Source organism: Methylobacterium sp. E-041 (genome assembly GCF_022829665.1).
GTDB lineage: Bacteria > Pseudomonadota > Alphaproteobacteria > Rhizobiales > Beijerinckiaceae > Methylobacterium.
The window spans coordinates 92,110-108,221 of sequence record NZ_JAKSYQ010000228.1; the positions used below are offsets into that span (position 1 = coordinate 92,110).

The 16,112-nt window shown below is 69.0% G+C and carries 13 protein-coding genes and 1 tRNA gene; 9 read left to right on the top strand and 5 right to left on the bottom strand.

Going from position 1 to position 16,112, the window contains the following annotated elements:
- The first annotated feature begins 168 nt into the window (after positions 1-168).
- The 8 genes from MKK70_RS20940 to MKK70_RS20975 all read left to right on the top strand — a co-directional run bounded on the left by MKK70_RS20940 (position 169) and on the right by MKK70_RS20975 (position 8,569).
- Complete coding sequence (locus MKK70_RS20940; protein WP_243949648.1) at positions 169-1,221, top strand: methyl-accepting chemotaxis protein; 1,053 nt, start codon at positions 169-171, stop codon at positions 1,219-1,221.
- A gap of 78 nt (positions 1,222-1,299) precedes the next feature.
- Positions 1,300-1,788, top strand: coding sequence for an RDD family protein (locus MKK70_RS20945; protein ID WP_243949650.1), 489 nt, complete (start codon positions 1,300-1,302; stop codon positions 1,786-1,788).
- Positions 1,789-1,946: 158 nt separating this feature from the next.
- On the top strand, positions 1,947-2,702 hold the full coding sequence (locus tag MKK70_RS20950; RefSeq protein ID WP_147727422.1) for an arginyltransferase: 756 nt from the start codon (positions 1,947-1,949) through the stop codon (positions 2,700-2,702).
- 104 nt (positions 2,703-2,806) lie between these two features.
- A complete protein-coding gene (gene purB, locus MKK70_RS20955; RefSeq protein ID WP_243949652.1) occupies positions 2,807-4,114 on the top strand; it encodes an adenylosuccinate lyase in 1,308 nt (435 codons plus the stop codon).
- Between the two features lie 58 nt (positions 4,115-4,172).
- Positions 4,173-5,030, top strand: a complete 858-nt coding sequence (locus MKK70_RS20960; protein ID WP_243949654.1) for a D-amino-acid transaminase — start codon at positions 4,173-4,175, stop codon at positions 5,028-5,030.
- Positions 5,031-5,317: 287 nt separating this feature from the next.
- Positions 5,318-5,659: a hypothetical protein gene (locus tag MKK70_RS20965; RefSeq protein ID WP_243949656.1), complete on the top strand. Its 342-nt coding sequence runs from the start codon at positions 5,318-5,320 to the stop codon at positions 5,657-5,659.
- A gap of 159 nt (positions 5,660-5,818) precedes the next feature.
- Positions 5,819-7,111, top strand: a complete 1,293-nt coding sequence (locus tag MKK70_RS20970; protein WP_243949657.1) for an adenylosuccinate synthase — start codon at positions 5,819-5,821, stop codon at positions 7,109-7,111.
- A gap of 51 nt (positions 7,112-7,162) precedes the next feature.
- Positions 7,163-8,569, top strand: a complete 1,407-nt coding sequence (locus tag MKK70_RS20975; RefSeq protein WP_243949664.1) for a histidine kinase — start codon at positions 7,163-7,165, stop codon at positions 8,567-8,569.
- Positions 8,570-8,658: 89 nt separating this feature from the next.
- Here MKK70_RS20975 and rpoH read toward each other — a convergent pair whose 3' ends face one another.
- Positions 8,659-9,543, bottom strand: a complete 885-nt coding sequence (gene rpoH, locus MKK70_RS20980) for an RNA polymerase sigma factor RpoH (protein ID WP_147728070.1) — start codon at positions 9,541-9,543, stop codon at positions 8,659-8,661.
- Between the two features lie 243 nt (positions 9,544-9,786).
- Complete coding sequence (locus MKK70_RS20985; protein WP_243949872.1) at positions 9,787-10,764, bottom strand: RluA family pseudouridine synthase; 978 nt, start codon at positions 10,762-10,764, stop codon at positions 9,787-9,789.
- Between the two features lie 128 nt (positions 10,765-10,892).
- Here MKK70_RS20985 and MKK70_RS20990 point away from each other — a divergent pair.
- Positions 10,893-10,967: transfer RNA gene (locus MKK70_RS20990), tRNA-Glu, on the top strand.
- A gap of 322 nt (positions 10,968-11,289) precedes the next feature.
- Here the strand turns inward: MKK70_RS20990 and MKK70_RS20995 are convergent.
- The 3 genes from MKK70_RS20995 to MKK70_RS21005 form a co-directional block, all read right to left on the bottom strand.
- The gene (locus tag MKK70_RS20995) at positions 11,290-11,739 is read right to left on the bottom strand and encodes a zinc ribbon domain-containing protein (protein WP_243949665.1); all 450 of its coding nucleotides are present in this window, start codon (positions 11,737-11,739) and stop codon (positions 11,290-11,292) included.
- 46 nt (positions 11,740-11,785) lie between these two features.
- Positions 11,786-14,146, bottom strand: coding sequence for a putative bifunctional diguanylate cyclase/phosphodiesterase (locus tag MKK70_RS21000; protein WP_243949666.1), 2,361 nt, complete (start codon positions 14,144-14,146; stop codon positions 11,786-11,788).
- Positions 14,147-14,597: 451 nt separating this feature from the next.
- Positions 14,598-16,079, bottom strand: a complete 1,482-nt coding sequence (locus MKK70_RS21005) for a PAS domain-containing protein (protein WP_243949873.1) — start codon at positions 16,077-16,079, stop codon at positions 14,598-14,600.
- Between the last annotated feature and the right edge of the window lie 33 nt (positions 16,080-16,112).

Sequence of the window (16,112 nt, forward strand, 5' to 3'; positions counted from 1 at the left end):
GAAGCAATTACAGCTCAAGCCAGCAAAAATTAACAACAGCCCATGCCTCGCGCTTTTAAGCTTTGTGAAAATATTACAGTCCTAAGTCTATATCACTACGGACTCATACAACCTTCTCCCCCACAGGTACGCGTCGGCGTGCCCGCGGCGGCGCGCCCAGGAGATTCCATGGTCCCCCAGCGCATCTCCGAAGATGTCGGCCTCGCGGAACTGGTCGACCGCTCCACCGGCCAGCTGAAGACCTCGACCCGAGCCAGCATCGGCGCGATCAACACGATCACCCGCCGCATGCATCTGCTGGCGATGAACGCGATGATCGAGGCGGCGCATGCCGGCGCGCAGGGCGCGGGCTTCTCGGTGGTGGCGCAGGAGGTGCGCCAAGTCGCCGGCGAGATCGACGGCCTCGCCTCGGCGCTGGGCACGAAGCTCGGCGACGGCGTCGACACGCTGACCCGCGCCGTCGGCCAGCTCGCCGACCACGCCCGCGCCACGCGTTGCGTCGATCTCGCCCTCAACGCCGTCGAGGTGATCGACCGCAATCTCTACGAGCGCACCTGCGACGTGCGCTGGTGGGCGACGGATGCCGCGATCGTCGACGCCGCCTCCGATCCGACCGAGGCGGCCGCCGCCCATGCGAGCCGGCGCCTCGGCGTCATCCTGTCGTCCTACACGGTCTATCTCGACCTCTGGCTGTGCGACCTGCACGGGCGCGTGATCGCCGGCGGGCGCCCGGACCGCTTCGCCGTCCAGGGCCGCGACGTCCGCAACGAGGCGTGGTTCGCCAAGGCGCGCGCCCTGACCTCGGGCGACGACTTCGCGGTCGCCGACATCGCGCGCTGCGCCGGGCTCGGCGGTGCGCAGGTCGCGACCTACGTCGCCTCGGTCCGCGCGGACGGCGAGGCGCACGGCAAGCCCCTGGGCTACCTCGCGATCCATTTCGACTGGGAGCCGCAGGCCCGCGCGATCGTTGAGGGTGTCCGCCTCGCGCCCGACGAGCGGGCATCGAGCCGCGTGATGCTGCTCGACGCGCGCCATCGCGTCATCGCCTGCTCGCGGGGCCGCGGCATCCTCACCGAGCGCTACCCGCTGCAGGTCGACGCCGACGCCAGCGGGCATTACCGTGATCCCCAGGGGCGCCTGGTCGCGTACCACGCCACGCCCGGCTACGAGACCTATGCTGGCCTCGGTTGGCGCGGCGCCATCGAGCAGGCGGCCGGCTGAGCGGAGGGGGCCGGGCCTTGAGGGAGATCGGGGCGATTCCCATGTGACGGTCCAGCGACGTCACGCGAGATCACGGCCATGCTGAACCCCCGCTCCGATTACGCCCACCCGTTCGAAGCGCCGAGCTACCTGCCCCCCGTGACGATGCCGGCGGTCCGCGCCAGCCTCGGCGGCCGCACGGTCGCCTACCTGCTCGACATCCTGTTCATCCTCGGCTTCAGCGCCCTGCTCTGGGTCGCGATCGCTTTCCTCGGCGTGGTCACCTTCGGCCTCGGCTGGGCGCTGTTCGCGGTCCTGCCGGCGAGCGGCGTGATCTACAGTGCGATCACCGTCGGCGGCTCGCGCCAGAGCACGCTCGGGATGCGGATGATGGGCCTGCGCGTCGTCGCGCCGGAGACCGGGCGGCCGGTCGACCTGATCACCGCCGCGGTCCACGCGCTGCTGTTCTACGTCGCGATCTCGACCTTCCTGCTGTGGTTCGTCGATCTCGCCTTCGGCCTGGTCCGCAGCGATCGCCGCCTCGGCCACGACGTGCTCCTCGGCCTCGCCGTCGTGCGCGCCGGCTGACGTCGCGACCGCGCCGGCAAACGGTTTCGGCCGCGCACACCGGCGCGGCGAAATTGTCGCCTCGCCTTGGCCGGCAACCCATTGAGCGCGGCCACGGCCGCGTTACACTGCAGCGGCGGCCCGGCGCAGGAACCCGTGGCGAGAGGGCAGCGCGAAGCGTGACGAGCCACCCGCGCGACACACCGCAGTTCTACCTGACGGCGCCGTCGAACTGCCCCTACCTGCCGGGGCAGGAGGAGCGGAAGGTGTTCACGCACCTCGTCGGCCGTCGCGCCCGCGATCTCAACGAGATCCTGACGCAGGGCGGCTTCCGCCGCTCGCAGACCATCGCCTACCGCCCGGCCTGCGAGACCTGCCGCGCCTGCATCTCGGTGCGCGTGGTGGTGTCCGACTTCGTCGCCAGCGGCAGCCAACGCCGGATCCTGTCGCGCAGCGCCGACCTCGTCGGCACGCCCGAGCCGAACCGCCCGGCCTCCGAGCAGTACGCCCTGTTCCGCCGCTACCTCGACGCCCGCCACGGCGACGGCGGCATGGTCGACATGACGGTGCTCGACTACGCGATGATGATCGAGGACAGCCACGTCGACACGCACCTCGTCGCCTATCGCCGGCGCGGGCCCGACACCGCGATCCACGGCCGCGGCGTCGGCGGCTTGGTGGCGCTCTGCCTCACCGACGTGCTCTCCGACGGCCTGTCGATGGTGTACTCGTTCTACGACCCGGCGGAGGCCCACCGGTCGCTTGGGACCTACATGATCCTCGATCATATCCGGCGCGCCCACGAGATGGGCCTGCCGTACCTCTACCTCGGCTACTGGGTCGAGGGCTCGCGCAAGATGGATTACAAGGCCCGCTTCCTGCCGCAGGAGCGGTTGCAGCCGCAGGGTTGGGTGCGGGTCGAGCCGAAGGCGTAATGCCAGCGCGGTCAGCAGGGCCGGCCGGCCCTGCGGTGCGTTCACCTCCCGGCCCAGCCGTGCTAGGCGCGCGGCTCGATACGCCCGCGAGATCCGAGACGCCGATGATCCCCCGCTACAGCCGCCCCGCGATGACGGCGATCTGGTCGCCCGAATCCCGCTTCCGCATCTGGTTCGAGATCGAGGCGCACGCCACCACGGCGCTTAGCGAGATCGGCGTGGTGCCGAAGGACGCCGCTGACAAGGTCTGGGAGAAGGGCCGCGATGCGGTGTTCGACGTGGCCCGCATCGACGCGATCGAGGCGGTGACCAAGCACGACGTCATCGCCTTCCTCACGCATCTGTCGGAGATCGTCGGGCCGGAGGCGCGCTTCGTCCACCAGGGCATGACCTCGTCGGACGTGCTCGACACCTGCCTCAACGTCCAGCTCGTCCGCGCCGCCGACATCCTGATCGCCGACGTCGATGCGCTGCTCGCCGCCCTGAAGCGCCGCGCGCTCGAGCACAAGCTCACCCCGACCATCGGCCGCTCGCACGGCATCCACGCCGAGCCCGTCACCTTCGGCCTCAAGCTCGCCCAGGCCTACGCCGAGTTCGTGCGCAACCGCGCCCGGCTGGTGTTGGCGCGGGAGGAGATCGCCACCTGCGCGATCTCGGGCGCGGTCGGCACCTTCGCCAACATCGACCCGCGGGTCGAGGCCTACGTCGCCGAGAAGATGGGGCTGACGGTCGAGCCGGTCTCGACCCAGGTCATCCCGCGCGACCGGCACGCGATGTTCTTCGCGACGCTCGGCGTCGTCGCTTCGTCGCTCGAGCGGCTCGCGATCGAGGTGCGTCACCTGCAGCGCACCGAGGTGCTGGAGGCCGAGGAGTTCTTCTCGGAAGGCCAGAAGGGCTCGTCGGCGATGCCGCACAAGCGCAATCCGGTGCTGACCGAGAACGTCACCGGGCTCACCCGCATGGTGCGCGCCTACGCGCTGCCGGCGATGGAGAACGTGGCGCTCTGGCACGAGCGCGACATCTCGCACTCCTCCGTCGAGCGGATGATCGGGCCGGATGCCACCATCACCCTCGACTTCGCGCTCGCCCGCATGACGGGGGTGATCGACAAGCTGCTGATCTACCCGGCCCAGATGCAGAAGAATCTCGACCGGCTCGGCGGCCTCGTCCACTCGCAGCGCGTGCTGCTGGCCCTGACGCAGGCGGGCGTCAGCCGCGAGGACGCGTATCGCCTCGTCCAGCGCAACGCGATGCCGGTCTGGCGCGGGGAGGGCGACTTCCTCGCCCTGCTGAAGGGCGATGCCGAGGTCACGGCGGCCCTGTCGCCCGAGCAGATCGAGGAATGCTTCGATCTCGGCTACCACTTCAAGCACGTGGACACGATCTTCTCGCGGGTCTTCGGGGACGGCTGAACCCCGCACGAATCCTGCTAGGAACGATATCGACCGGTCATCGCAAAGGGCATCCGCCGTGGCGTCACCCCGCATCGTCTACCTCAACGGCGAATTCCTGCCCTTCGACCAGGCCCGCGTGTCGGTGATGGATCGCGGGTTCCTGTTCGCGGACGGGATCTACGAGGTCTCGGCGATCATCGACGGGCGCCTCGTCGACAACGCGGCGCATCTTGCCCGCCTCGACCGGTCGCTCGGCGAGATCGGCATCCGCAACCCGCACGACGCGGCCGCCTGGGAGCGCCTGCAGACCGAGCTCGTCGCCCGGAACGGGGTCGTCGAGGGGCTGGTCTACATGCAGGTCACGCGCGGCGTGCACGAGCGCGACTTCGCCTTCCCGCCCGCCGGCACGCCGCCGACCGTGATGATGTTCACGCAAGCCAAGACCGTGCTCGCCAACACGCTGGCCGAGACGGGCGCCAAGGTGGTCACGGTCGAGGACCTGCGCTGGAAGCGGCGGGACATCAAGTCGGTCGCCCTGCTCGCACAGGTGCTGGCCAAGCAGGCGGCCGCGGAGGCCGGCGTCGCCGAAGCCTGGATGGTCGAGGACGGCGCGGTCACGGAGGGCTCGTCCTCCACCGCCTTCATCGCGACCGGGGACGGCCGCCTCGTCACCCGCCCGCTCTCGACCGCGCTCCTGCCCGGCATCACCCGCGCCGCGGTGATGCGGCTCGCCGCCGAGACCGGCCTGACGGTGGAGGAGCGCCTGTTCTCCGTCGAGGAGGCCTACGCGGCGGCGGAGGCGTTCTACACCAGCGCCTCGGCCTTCGTGATGCCGGTCGTCGCCATCGACGACCGCACGATCGGCGAGGGCGTCCCCGGCCCGATCGCCCGCCGCCTGCGCGAGCTCTACATCGCGATGGCGCGGGGGAGCTGAGGGAACCTTTCGCGACCCAATCGGAGACATTCCTCGCCGCGCCTTCGCTCCCCCCTCTGCGGGGGAGGGTCGGCCTCGCGTCAGCGAGGTTCGGGAGAGGGGAGCGACCTTTCCGGATACGGCGCTCCCCTCTCCCGACCCGCTTCGCGGGCCACTCTCTCCCGCAGAGGGGGGAGCGAAGCGGCGCTCGATTCGAACGAGGCATCCGCGTCCCAGGAGATCGCGATAGGAACGGTTCCCCGGCCTCGGTGTTTGCTTCCCGATCGCGAACGAGAGGGAGGTCTTCGTTGTCAAAGGTCCTGACGGGGCTCGCCGCCTCGGTCTTCGCGCTGGTCGCCACGGCCGCGCTCGCCCAGAATCCCGATGCGCCGCTGAAGGATCGCGACAGCGATCCGGTGCTGCCGCCCCAGAACCAGACGCCGCCCGATCGCGTGCGCCCGAATGCCGACGCGCCGCCGGCCGATTCCACGCTCAGCGACAAGCTGCGGCAGAGCGACGGCGTCATCAAGCCGCCGGGCAACGCGGCCCCCGGCATGGTGGTTGAGCCGCCGAACCCGAACGCCGGCTCCATGCCGGTGATCAAGCCGGGCGAGCTGCCGGGGCAGAAGCCCGGAACCGAAGCCAAATAGGCTCCGCGCCGAAGCTCGTCCCCTGCCGGTTCGACACGGCGGGGGCGGTTTGCTTGATTTCCCGGACCGGATCGCGGAAACACCCTCACGGCAACGGGTTTTCTCTCGCGCGGCGCAACGCCGGGCGCCCGCGAACGGGCCACGGGTCTGAAGGCACGCATGGCGAACGTCGTCGTCGTAGGCGCCCAATGGGGCGATGAGGGCAAGGGCAAGATCGTCGACTGGCTCTCCGAGCAGGCCGACATCGTGGTCCGCTTCCAGGGCGGCCACAATGCCGGGCATACGCTCGTCATCGACGGCGTGACCTACAAGCTGGCGCTGCTGCCCTCGGGCGTGGTGCGCGGCGGCAAGCTCTCGGTGATCGGCAACGGCGTCGTCGTCGACCCGTGGCACCTCGTCGACGAGATCGCCCGCATCCAGGCGCAGGGCGTCGAGGTCTCGCCGCGATCCCTCCGCATCGCCGACAACGCGACGCTGATCCTGCCGCTGCACCGCGAGCTCGACCATTTCCGCGAGACCGCCAACGCTGGGCTGAAGATCGGCACGACCAAGCGCGGCATCGGCCCGGCCTACGAGGACAAGGTCGGCCGCCGCGCGATCCGCGTGGTCGATCTCGCCGATGCCGACACCCTGCCGGCCAAGATCGAGCGGGTGCTGACCCACCACAACGCCCTGCGCCGCGGCCTCGGCATCGCCGAAGTCGACGCGGGCGCCCTGCTGTCCGAATTGAAGGCGATCGCGCCGACGATCCTGCCCTATGCCTGCCCGGTCTGGGCGCTGCTCGACGAGGAGCGCCGCGCCGGCAAGCGCATCCTGTTCGAGGGCGCGCAGGGCGCGCTGCTCGACGTCGACCACGGCACCTATCCCTTCGTCACCTCGTCGAACATCGTCGCGGCGCAGGCGGCGACCGGCTCGGGCCTCGGCCCGGGCGCGATCGGCTACGTGCTCGGCATCGCCAAGGCCTACACCACCCGCGTCGGCGAGGGCCCGTTCCCGACCGAGCTGTTCGACGAGATCGGCGATACCATCGGCCGGAAGGGCCGCGAGTTCGGCGTCAACACCGGGCGCAAGCGGCGCTGCGGCTGGTTCGACGCGGTGCTGGTGCGCCAGACCGTGCGCACCTCGGGCATCGACGGCATCGCCCTGACCAAGCTCGACATCCTCGACGGGTTCGAGACGATCGAGGTCTGCACCGGCTACCGCCTCGACGGCGCGGTCATCGACCACCTGCCGGCGAGCCAGGCCGCACAGGCCCGGGTCGAGCCGGTCTACGAGACGATCCCCGGATGGTCGGAGACGACCGCCGGCGCCCGCTCCTGGGCCGAGCTGCCGGCGCAGGCGATCAAGTACGTCCGGCGCATCGAGGAGCTGATCGGCTGCCCGGTGGCGCTCCTCTCGACGTCGCCGGAGCGCGACGACACCATCCTGATGCACAATCCCTTCGAGGATTGATCGTCCGGTCCGCGCGACGCGCGGACCGCGAACCCGCGGATCCCTGAGGACATGGCCGATTACTACCCGTTGCTGGCGCGGGCGCTCGACGCCCTGCCCGACCGGACGCCGGCCATGCGCAAGGCGGTCTACGAGCGCGCGCGCAACGCCCTGATCGGCCAGCTCCGCTCCCTCGACCCGCCGCTGCCCGAGGCGGACATCGATCTCGAGCGGCAGGCGCTCGACAACGCCATCGCGCGGCTGGAGGTCGATTACGGCGCACCCGCGCCCGCACCGGAGGTCGCCCCGCCGCCCGCGCCGGCGATCGTGCCGCCTCCGCCTCCGCCGCCGCAACCGCCGATCCCCGAGCCGACCCCGGCGCCGCTGCCGGCCCCCGTGCTCGAGCCCGAGCCGCAGCCCGAAGCCACGCCGTTCCTCCCGCCGGCTCCGGCCCCGTCCTTCCTGCCGAAGGCGCCGGAGGAGCCGCGCGAGGCCGCCGTGCCGATCACCGCGCGCAAGCCGAAGGGCCCGGATCCGATCCCCGAGCCGGAGCCCGCGGCGGTCCAGCCGGCCGAGGCCGTCGACGATCCGATCGCCGCCAACGATGCGGCGAACGGGCGGCAGCGCCCGCGCATCGACGTGGTGGCGCCGCGCGGCGGGCGCTCGCGGATGCTGCGCAACGCCTTCGTCGGCATCGTCCTGACGGTGGTGATCGGGCTGATCGCGGTCGCGGCGTTCCTGCTGCGCGACAAGCCGGCGAACCTGCCCTCCGGCGGTGCCGAGACGGCGGAAACCCAGCCGGAGGGCGCCGAGACGAAGTTCTCGGACCGGATCGGCGGCGACCCCGCTCCGAAGGCATCGCCGCCGGCCGTCGCGACGGATCAGGCCGGGTCGCGCAATCCCGCGAGCCCGCCGAGCCAACCCGGGATCGCGGTTGCGCAGCGCGCCGTCCTGATCGAGGAGAACACCGCGGGCCAGAACGCGGCGCCGACCTCGACGACCGGCCGCGTGGTCTGGCGCCTCGATTCGGTTCCCGGCGAGCAGGGCCAGCCCTTGGAGACGGCGATCGTCGCCACGATGACGGTGCCGGAGGCCGGCCTCACGCTGGTCATGACGATCCAGCGCAACCTCGACCAGACCCTGCCGGCCTCGCACACGATCAATCTCGTCTTCACCGGCACCGGCGCGGACGGCGAGAAGCGCTCGGTGCAGGATATCGGCCTGCTTCAGGCCAAGGACGACGAGGCCGCCCGCGGTTCGCCGGTCTCGGGCCTACCGGTCCGCGTGCGGGAGAACCTGTTCCTGATCGGGCTGTCGTCGCTGCGCGGCGACGTCGACCGCAACACCGACCTGCTGCTGCACAAGCCCTGGTTCGACATCGCGATCCGCTACGCCAGCGGGCAGCGCGCCGTGCTCAATTTCGAGAAGGGCAGCGCCGGCACGCAGGTGGTGCAGGAGGCGTTCGACCAGTGGAAGTGAGCTGACCGCTCCGACGGAAGGCCGTGCCGCCCTCCCCGTATGGGGGGAGGGGACATGCCCGGATGTCGCCGCCGACGCTGGTTTCGGCGTCACGCACCCATGCGCGGCAATTCCCGCGTCGCGAGGTTGCGTTTGACCGCTTCCTGGACCTTCTCGAACGCCCGCACCTCGATCTGACGGACGCGCTCGCGCGAGACGCCGAACTCGCCTGAGAGGTCCTCCAGGGTGATCGGATCGTCGGCGAGGCGCCGCGCCTCGAAGATGCGGCGCTCGCGGGCGTTGAGCACCGAGAGCGCGTCGCGCAGCGCCGAAAGCCGGTTCTGGCCTTCCTGCTCGCCGGCCAGCACGGTCTCCTGGCTCGGCGCGTTGTCGACGAGCCAATCCTGCCACTCGCCCTCGCCCTCCTCGCGCAGGGGCGCGTTGAGGGAGGTGTCGCCGGACAGGCGGCGGTTCATGTCGATTACGTCCTGCTCGGGCACGCCGAGCCGGGTCGCGATCTGCGCCACCTGATCCGGCTTGAGGTCGCCCTCCTCGAGCGCCGAGATCTTGCCCTTGGCCTTGCGCAGGTTGAAGAACAGCTTCTTCTGATTGGCGGTGGTGCCCATCTTCACGAGCGACCACGAGCGCAGGATGTATTCCTGGATCGCCGCCTTGATCCACCACATCGCGTAGGTCGCGAGGCGGAAGCCCTTGTCGGGATCGAAGCGCTTGACCGCCTGCATCAGGCCGACATTGCCCTCGGACACGACCTCGCCGATCGGCAGCCCGTAGCCGCGATAGCCCATGGCGATCTTGGCGACGAGGCGCAGGTGCGAGGTGACGAGGCGGTGCGCCGCCTCGCGGTCGCCGCCGTCGCGCCAGTTCTTGGCCAGCGTGAACTCTTCCGTCGGCTCCAGCATCGGGAACTTGCGGATCTCGTCGAGGTAGCGCGACAGGCCACCTTCGTTGGCGAGCACGGGCAATGCGCCGGCCATGGCATTCTCCTTGACGATGGTCCCCCTGGCGGGCGGACACTCTGGTGCGGAGCACCGCTTCTCAAGCCGGCTCTCCGAATCCCCATGGTAGAGGGGAAAACTCCGAGCCGGTAGCGGGTCCGCGACGCGAACATAGATCTCAACGCATCACGCCTTCGGAAGGTCGAACCTGTCACGATCGGTCGCGGGCCTCGGTGCGGTTTCACACGCTGGTCCTTGACCGTGGCCCGGCGGCCACGCGGCTCAACGCTCCGCCAGCGCCGCGAGCAGCCGCGTCATCTCCGGCGGGAGCGGGCTCTCGAAGCGGAGGTGCTCGCCGGTGCGCGGATGGGCGAAGCCGAGCAGCGCCGCGTGCAGCGCCTGCCGCCCGAGGGCCTTCAGCGCGGCCTGCGCGGTCTCCGACAGCCGCGCCGCCTTGGTGATGAAGGCGCCGCCGTAGACCGCATCCCCCAGGAGCGGATGCCCGCGATGGGTCATGTGCACGCGGATCTGGTGCGTGCGCCCGGTCTCGAGCCGGCAGCGGACCAGGGCGGCCTCGGGGTAGGCCGCCTCGACCGCGTAGTGCGTCACCGCGTGCCGGCCCTCCTCGGGGCGCACCACCGCGATCTTCTCGCGGTTCTTGCGGCTGCGGTCGAGGTTGGCGTCGATGGTGCCGACCCGCGGCTCGGGCAGGCCCCAGACCAGGGCGAGATAGGCCCGCTCCAGCGGCCCGTTGCGGCCGTGGTCGGCGAACTGCGCGGTGAGGCCCTTGTGGGCGGCGTCGTTCTTGGCGACGACGATCAGCCCGCTCGTGTCCTTGTCGAGCCGGTGGACGATGCCGGGCCGGCGCACGCCGCCGATCCCCGACAGGCTCGCCCCGCAATGGCCGATCAACGCGTTGACGAGGGTGCCGGCCGCGTGCCCGGGCGCCGGATGGACCACCAGCCCCGCCGGCTTGTCGATCACGACGAGGTCGTCGTCCTCGTAGGCGATGACGAGGTCGACCGCCTCCGCCTGCGGCTCGGCCGACACCGCCTCGGGCAGCACCACCGCGAGCACCGTGCCCGGCCCGACCTTCACCGCCGAATCCAGGATCGTCACCCCGTCGCGGCGGACGTGGCCCGCCTTGACCAGCTCCTGCAACCGCGCCCGCGACACGTCGGGAAAGGCGATCGCCAACGCCCTGTCGAGGCGAACCCGCTCCGCCTCCGGCCCGATCACCGCCTGCCGCTCGCCTTCGATCTCGAAACCCTGCAACACGCCACTCCTCACGACCCGGCGAAAAAGGCTCCGCCCGGGTCTTGCTCCATCGCCGTACCGTCGCTATACGAACGCCTCGCCGGCCGATAGCTTCATCAGCCGCAGCGACCGCGCCCATCGTCTAGCGGTTAGGACAGGTCCCTCTCACGGATCAGACCGGGGTTCGATTCCCCGTGGGCGCGCCACTTCCGTATAGGACTGCGAACATCAGGCACGGCTGTGCCACCGGCTCCTGTCACGGCAGTTTTTAGGCTCTCCTTGTCGCCGACGATGCGGATCTCGTCCGCTCCGACCTCCACCCGGTCGACGATCGCCTGAACCCACGCCTTTCGAAACGGGATCTCGCCCGACGTCACGTGCTCGCGCATCAGGCGCTCGATCGCTTCGGGGCTGATCTCTGCTGGACCCGGACCGACATCACGGATCCCGCCGAGCGCGGCTTTTGTCAGTTCCTGCTCCGCCCACACAGCCGAAAGCCGCTCCTTCAAGAGGTCGTCCGGCTCGTCTTCACGGTTCTCCACCAGCCGGTAGAGCCGCCGCAGCTTCTTCTCCGCTATCGCGAGCTCGCTTCGCAGCCACGCGGCCGTCGACATCCGGCGCACGCTCAGCTCTGAGCGCCCAGAGACAAGCCAAAGTAGCCCGCAGTCGCTCGGGCTGCAGCAGTTCGGCTACGAGGCCGTCGGTGACGAGCGAGTCGAACGTCACCATTCGGATCGAGCGGCCGGGGCAGCCCGTCGCACCCTGACGCGCCTTCGTCGAGCAGCTGCAGTAGGTGTGCACTTTCTTCGACTTCGAGGTTCCGGTCCGCAGCCTCATCGCGCCGCCGCACGTCGTGCGCGTCGCAAGTCCGGTGAGCAGGATCGGCCCCGTCACCACGCGTGCGGGCGTGACACGCGGATTGTGGGCGTTCAGCGTCGTCTGCACCGCGTTGGACCCGTCATGCGCGATGAAAAGCAAATGTCGGGTTCATCCTGAAAGCAGCGCGACGAACGTCAGCGATTGCTCAAGCCGCGGCCTTCATGCCCGTCAGGAAACTGAGGAACTCGAGATGGGGCAGCGGACGGCTGACGTGATAGCCTTGAACCTGGCTGCATTGGGCCTCGGCGACGAACGCGTACTGTTCCGCCGTCTCCACACCTTCGACGGTGGTCGTCATACCCAGGCACGCGCCCATGGTGATGATGGCCCGGACGATCGCCGCACTCTCCGTATCCTCAGGCAGGAGACGAACGAAGGAACGATCGATCTTGATCTTCGAGAACGGGAAGCGGCGCAGATAGCTGAGTGAGGAATACCCGGTCCCGAAGTCGTCCATCGCGAGGCTGACACCAAGCGCCTTGAGCTTCGTGAGCATCGAAAGGGTCCGTTCCTCGTCGTCGAGCATGACGCCTTCCGTGATTTCGAGTTCGAGACGGCCCGCCTCAAGCCCGGTCGCTTCGAGGGTCGCAGCGACCGTTTCCGCGAGACGGTCGTCGCGGAACTGAACGGGCGAGAGATTGACCGCCACCTTGATCGAGCTGGACCACGTCGACGCCTGCGTACAAGCCGTTCGCAGCACCCAGGCACCCAGGTGCAGGATGAGGCCGGTCTCCTCGGCCAGGGGGATGAACTCGATCGGCGGAATGAGGCCGCGTACAGGGTGACGCCAGCGGACCAGGGCTTCCGCTGCGGTCACTACCCCCGTCTCGGCATCGACGAGCGGCTGGTAGTGGACCTCGAACTCGCCGACCTCGAGGGCGCGGCGCATGTCGGCTTCCAAACGGATGCGCGCCTGCATGCGTTCGGCAAGCGCCGGCTCGAACAGGCAAAAAGACCCCTTGCCCTCACCCTTGACCTTGTAGAGGGCGAAATCGGCATTGCGGAGCAGTTCCTCGGGTTGGCTGCCGTTCAGCGGAGCCATCGCGATACCGATGCTGACGCCGACATGAACCAGCTGCCCGTCGAGCAGGAAGGGTCGATCGATCGCCTCCACGAGGGCAACCGCCAGGGATTCCGCAGACGCGACGCCGACGGAGCCCAGAAGCAGGATGGCGAACTCGTCCCCGCCGAGACGTGCCACGATGTTGGTTTCGCCGACGACGGCTTGCAGCCGTGCGGCGACCTTGCGCAGGAGGTCGTCGCCCATGCCGTGACCGAGCGTATCGTTGACGAACTTGAACCGATCGAGATCGAGCATCAGCACGGCGAAGCCGCCTTCCCCGTTCCGCAAGGTCGCGGAATGGTGGGTCAGCAGGTCGCCGAAGCGAGCCCGGTTGGGCAACCCAGTCACGGTGTCCGTGAAGGCGAGCGTCCGGAGCCGTGCTTCCGATTGCAGGCGCTCCCGTTGGTCCCGGAAGGCGATCACGGTCTGGCGCTTGTGGCCGAGCGAGATGTCCTTCCGTACGACGCGGACCGGGACATGCCCACCCGCGGCGTCGACGAGCTCGACTTCGCGTTCCTCGTGTTCCGGGAGGTCGCCCAGCACCAGTCCGGGGAGCAGGCGTTTCACGTTGCACCCGACCAACTGTGCCTGAGTCAGGCCGGACATCTCTTCAAGGCTACGATTGGCCGTCGTCACGACTTCGCCGTCGCATACGGCGAGGCCTTCGAGCGAAAGGCTTGCCAGCTCCCGCAGACGCGCGCTGTCCCTGCGCAGCTGCGCCCGGGCATTCAAGGCGGACCGCAAGCCGAAGAAGGCGAGGCTGAGCAGGCCGAACGAGACGAGCGCGATGATCGGGGCGATCGTCTCCGGGGCGATGGCGGAGGCGGGCAATGCCACCTGAGGGTCGTAGGCGATGGTGACCGCGGTCATACCGGCGAGATGCAGGACCACGATCGAACCGAACAGCAGGGGGCCGGCGAAACGTCGGCGGGAGCGATCGCGCTCACCCGCCATGATCAGGGCGAGGCCGGAAAGACCGAGGCTCAGGAGCACGGATGGGGCGATGAAGCCCCAGTCCCAGGTGACGTGCCCCGTCACCCGATATGACGCCTGTCCGACGTAATGGAGGGCGGTGACGCCCGAACCCAGGATGACGCCTGCCACGAAGCGGGGCGCACGCGCGCGCTGGCCGATGGAGAGGCCGACCCCGGTGCCGATCCCCCCGATCACGAGGAACAGCGAGACTGCCGTCAGGATCGGTTCGAAGCCGGCCGCCATGCCGGGTCGATAGGCGAGCAGGGCGATCATGTGGGTCGCCCACGCGGTACAGCCGGCGGCGACGATACTGACGATGCCCCATTTGCGCCGAGCTAGGCCTTCCGAACGCGCCGCATGAGCGGCGATGGCGGATGAGGCGTAGATGCCGACGCTGCATACGACTGCGGCCAACAGCAACAGCTGCTCGTCGTGGAAGTCTCGAACGCAAGTCACGATCGAATGCATGTCGACTTCACTGGTGATATCAGAGTCGGAAGTGTCCGGTAATCAGAGGTGGCCATCGCACCTGGCTGCGATGGCTTTACTCGCGCCTTTTTATGGTTGCGCCTTTGGGTGTGGACCGAGCAGAGTTTTGCCGTGTGGGATCAGGAGCTCGACTTCCGCTAGGGCTCGCACGGAGATGTCTTTCAGGTCGTCGGTGGAGGGACCAAAGCTCGGGTGCATCTGCAACGAAGACGCCCAAAATCTTTCGGTGCCCGATCGTAATGTCTCTCGTTGAGCGCGTAGGCCTTGGAGCAGCAAGCGAACCGGCACTGCGTTGGTGGATCCGTTTTCCTGATCGGCATCCACGATCGTATCCCGTGCGCTTGAGCCGACGACCGATCGCGTCGGCTTGGACCATCGGACAAGAGAAGCGAACTCAGCGCTCATCTCGTCCGCGCCTGGGACGACGTCTCTAGACAGCCGCTCGTGCTGCCTGGCGAACCTTTCGGGTGGCTTGATCGACCTGCTCGCTTGCCCGGGCGATGTCCTCCATGCTTCCGGCGATCGTCGTCACCCCGTGGGCGGCCGTATGCATGCTTCCCGACATCTCCCGGGTCACGGCGGACTGTTCCTCCACAGCAGCGGCGATGGCGCCCGACACCTCATCGAGCGAGCGTATCGTTCCCTGGATGGAGCCGATGGCATCCACGGCTTCGCGTGCGGCGGCCTGTGTGGCGGAGATCTGCCCACGGATCTGGTCGGTCGCCTTGGCGGTCTGCTCAGCCAACGCCTTCACCTCGGAGGCGACCACCGCGAAACCTTTCCCGGCCATGCCGGCGCGCGCTGCTTCGATGGTCGCGTTCAAGGCCAAGAGGTTGGTCTGCGCGGCGATGCCCTGGATCAGCGTCACCACGTCGCCGATCTGCGCCGCCTGGCCGCTCAGCCCGGCGACGATGCTGCCCGTGCGCTGTGCCTGCTCGACCGCCTGGGCGGCCATCCGCGCGGCATGGCTCACCTGCTGGCTGATTTCGCCGACCGAAGCCGACAACTCCTCCGCGCCCGAGGCGACGCACTGGATGTCGTTGGACACCTGCCCCACCGTGCCGGCGGTCTCGGCCGTCTGACGGGTGACGTTCTCGACGGCTTGGCCGATCGCGTCGAGATCGGTGCCGATCGCCTGCTGCGCTTCGGCGCGACGCTGCCGCTCGTGCACCTGGGCCGTGATGTCGGTCGCGAACTTCACCACCTTGATCGGAACCCCATCGCGATCACGGATCGGATTGTATGTTGCCTGGATCCAGACCTCACGCCCCCCCTTGGCGATCCGCCGGAACTCGCCCGACATGAACTCGCCGCGTCCCAGCTCAGCCCAGAAGTTGCGATAAGCCTCCCCCGTCCGTTCGTCCGCATCGACGAACATGCTGTGCCGCTGCCCGCGGATCTCATCGAGCCGGTAGCCGACGGCAGCGAGGAAGTTGGCGTTGGCCGTCAGGACGGTGCCGTCGAGAGAGAACTCGATCACCGCCTGCGAGCGGTTGAGGGCAGCAAGCTGGCCTTCATGGTCGATCGCGCGCTGAACCTGCGAGGTGATGTCGGACGCGAACTTGACGATCTTGCGAACGCGGCCGGCGCGGTCCAGCACTGGATTATAGGTCGCCTGGATCCAGATCGCACGACCATCGTTGGCAATGCGCTTGAACTCGCGGGTCTGGGACTCCCCTTTGCGCAATGCGTCCCAGAACGCGTGATAGGCCGGCGCGTCGCGCTCTGCCGGCGTGACGAGCTTGCGGTGGTTCTGGCCCTTCAGTTCCGCCAGCGTGTAGCCAACGAGGCCGAGGAAGTTCGCATTGGCATCGAGGATCGTGCCATCGGGGGCGAACGCGATGCGGGCGCGCGAGCGGTCGATGGCCTCGAACAGCGCACGGAAAGAGCTATCGAACAAGCGCACCAACAGACTCCCAGCCGGAGGGTCTACGACCTCTTCGAC

Coding starts and splice junctions, on each gene's coding strand:
- MKK70_RS20940 (WP_243949648.1), top strand. CDS start 169: ATGGTCCCCCAGCGCATCTCCGAAGATGTCGGCCTCGCGGAACTGGTC.
- MKK70_RS20945 (WP_243949650.1), top strand. CDS start 1,300: ATGCTGAACCCCCGCTCCGATTACGCCCACCCGTTCGAAGCGCCGAGC.
- purB (WP_243949652.1), top strand. CDS start 2,807: ATGATCCCCCGCTACAGCCGCCCCGCGATGACGGCGATCTGGTCGCCC.
- MKK70_RS20970 (WP_243949657.1), top strand. CDS start 5,819: ATGGCGAACGTCGTCGTCGTAGGCGCCCAATGGGGCGATGAGGGCAAG.
- MKK70_RS20975 (WP_243949664.1), top strand. CDS start 7,163: ATGGCCGATTACTACCCGTTGCTGGCGCGGGCGCTCGACGCCCTGCCC.
- rpoH (WP_147728070.1), bottom strand. CDS start 9,543: ATGGCCGGCGCATTGCCCGTGCTCGCCAACGAAGGTGGCCTGTCGCGC.
- MKK70_RS21000 (WP_243949666.1), bottom strand. CDS start 14,146: ATGCATTCGATCGTGACTTGCGTTCGAGACTTCCACGACGAGCAGCTG.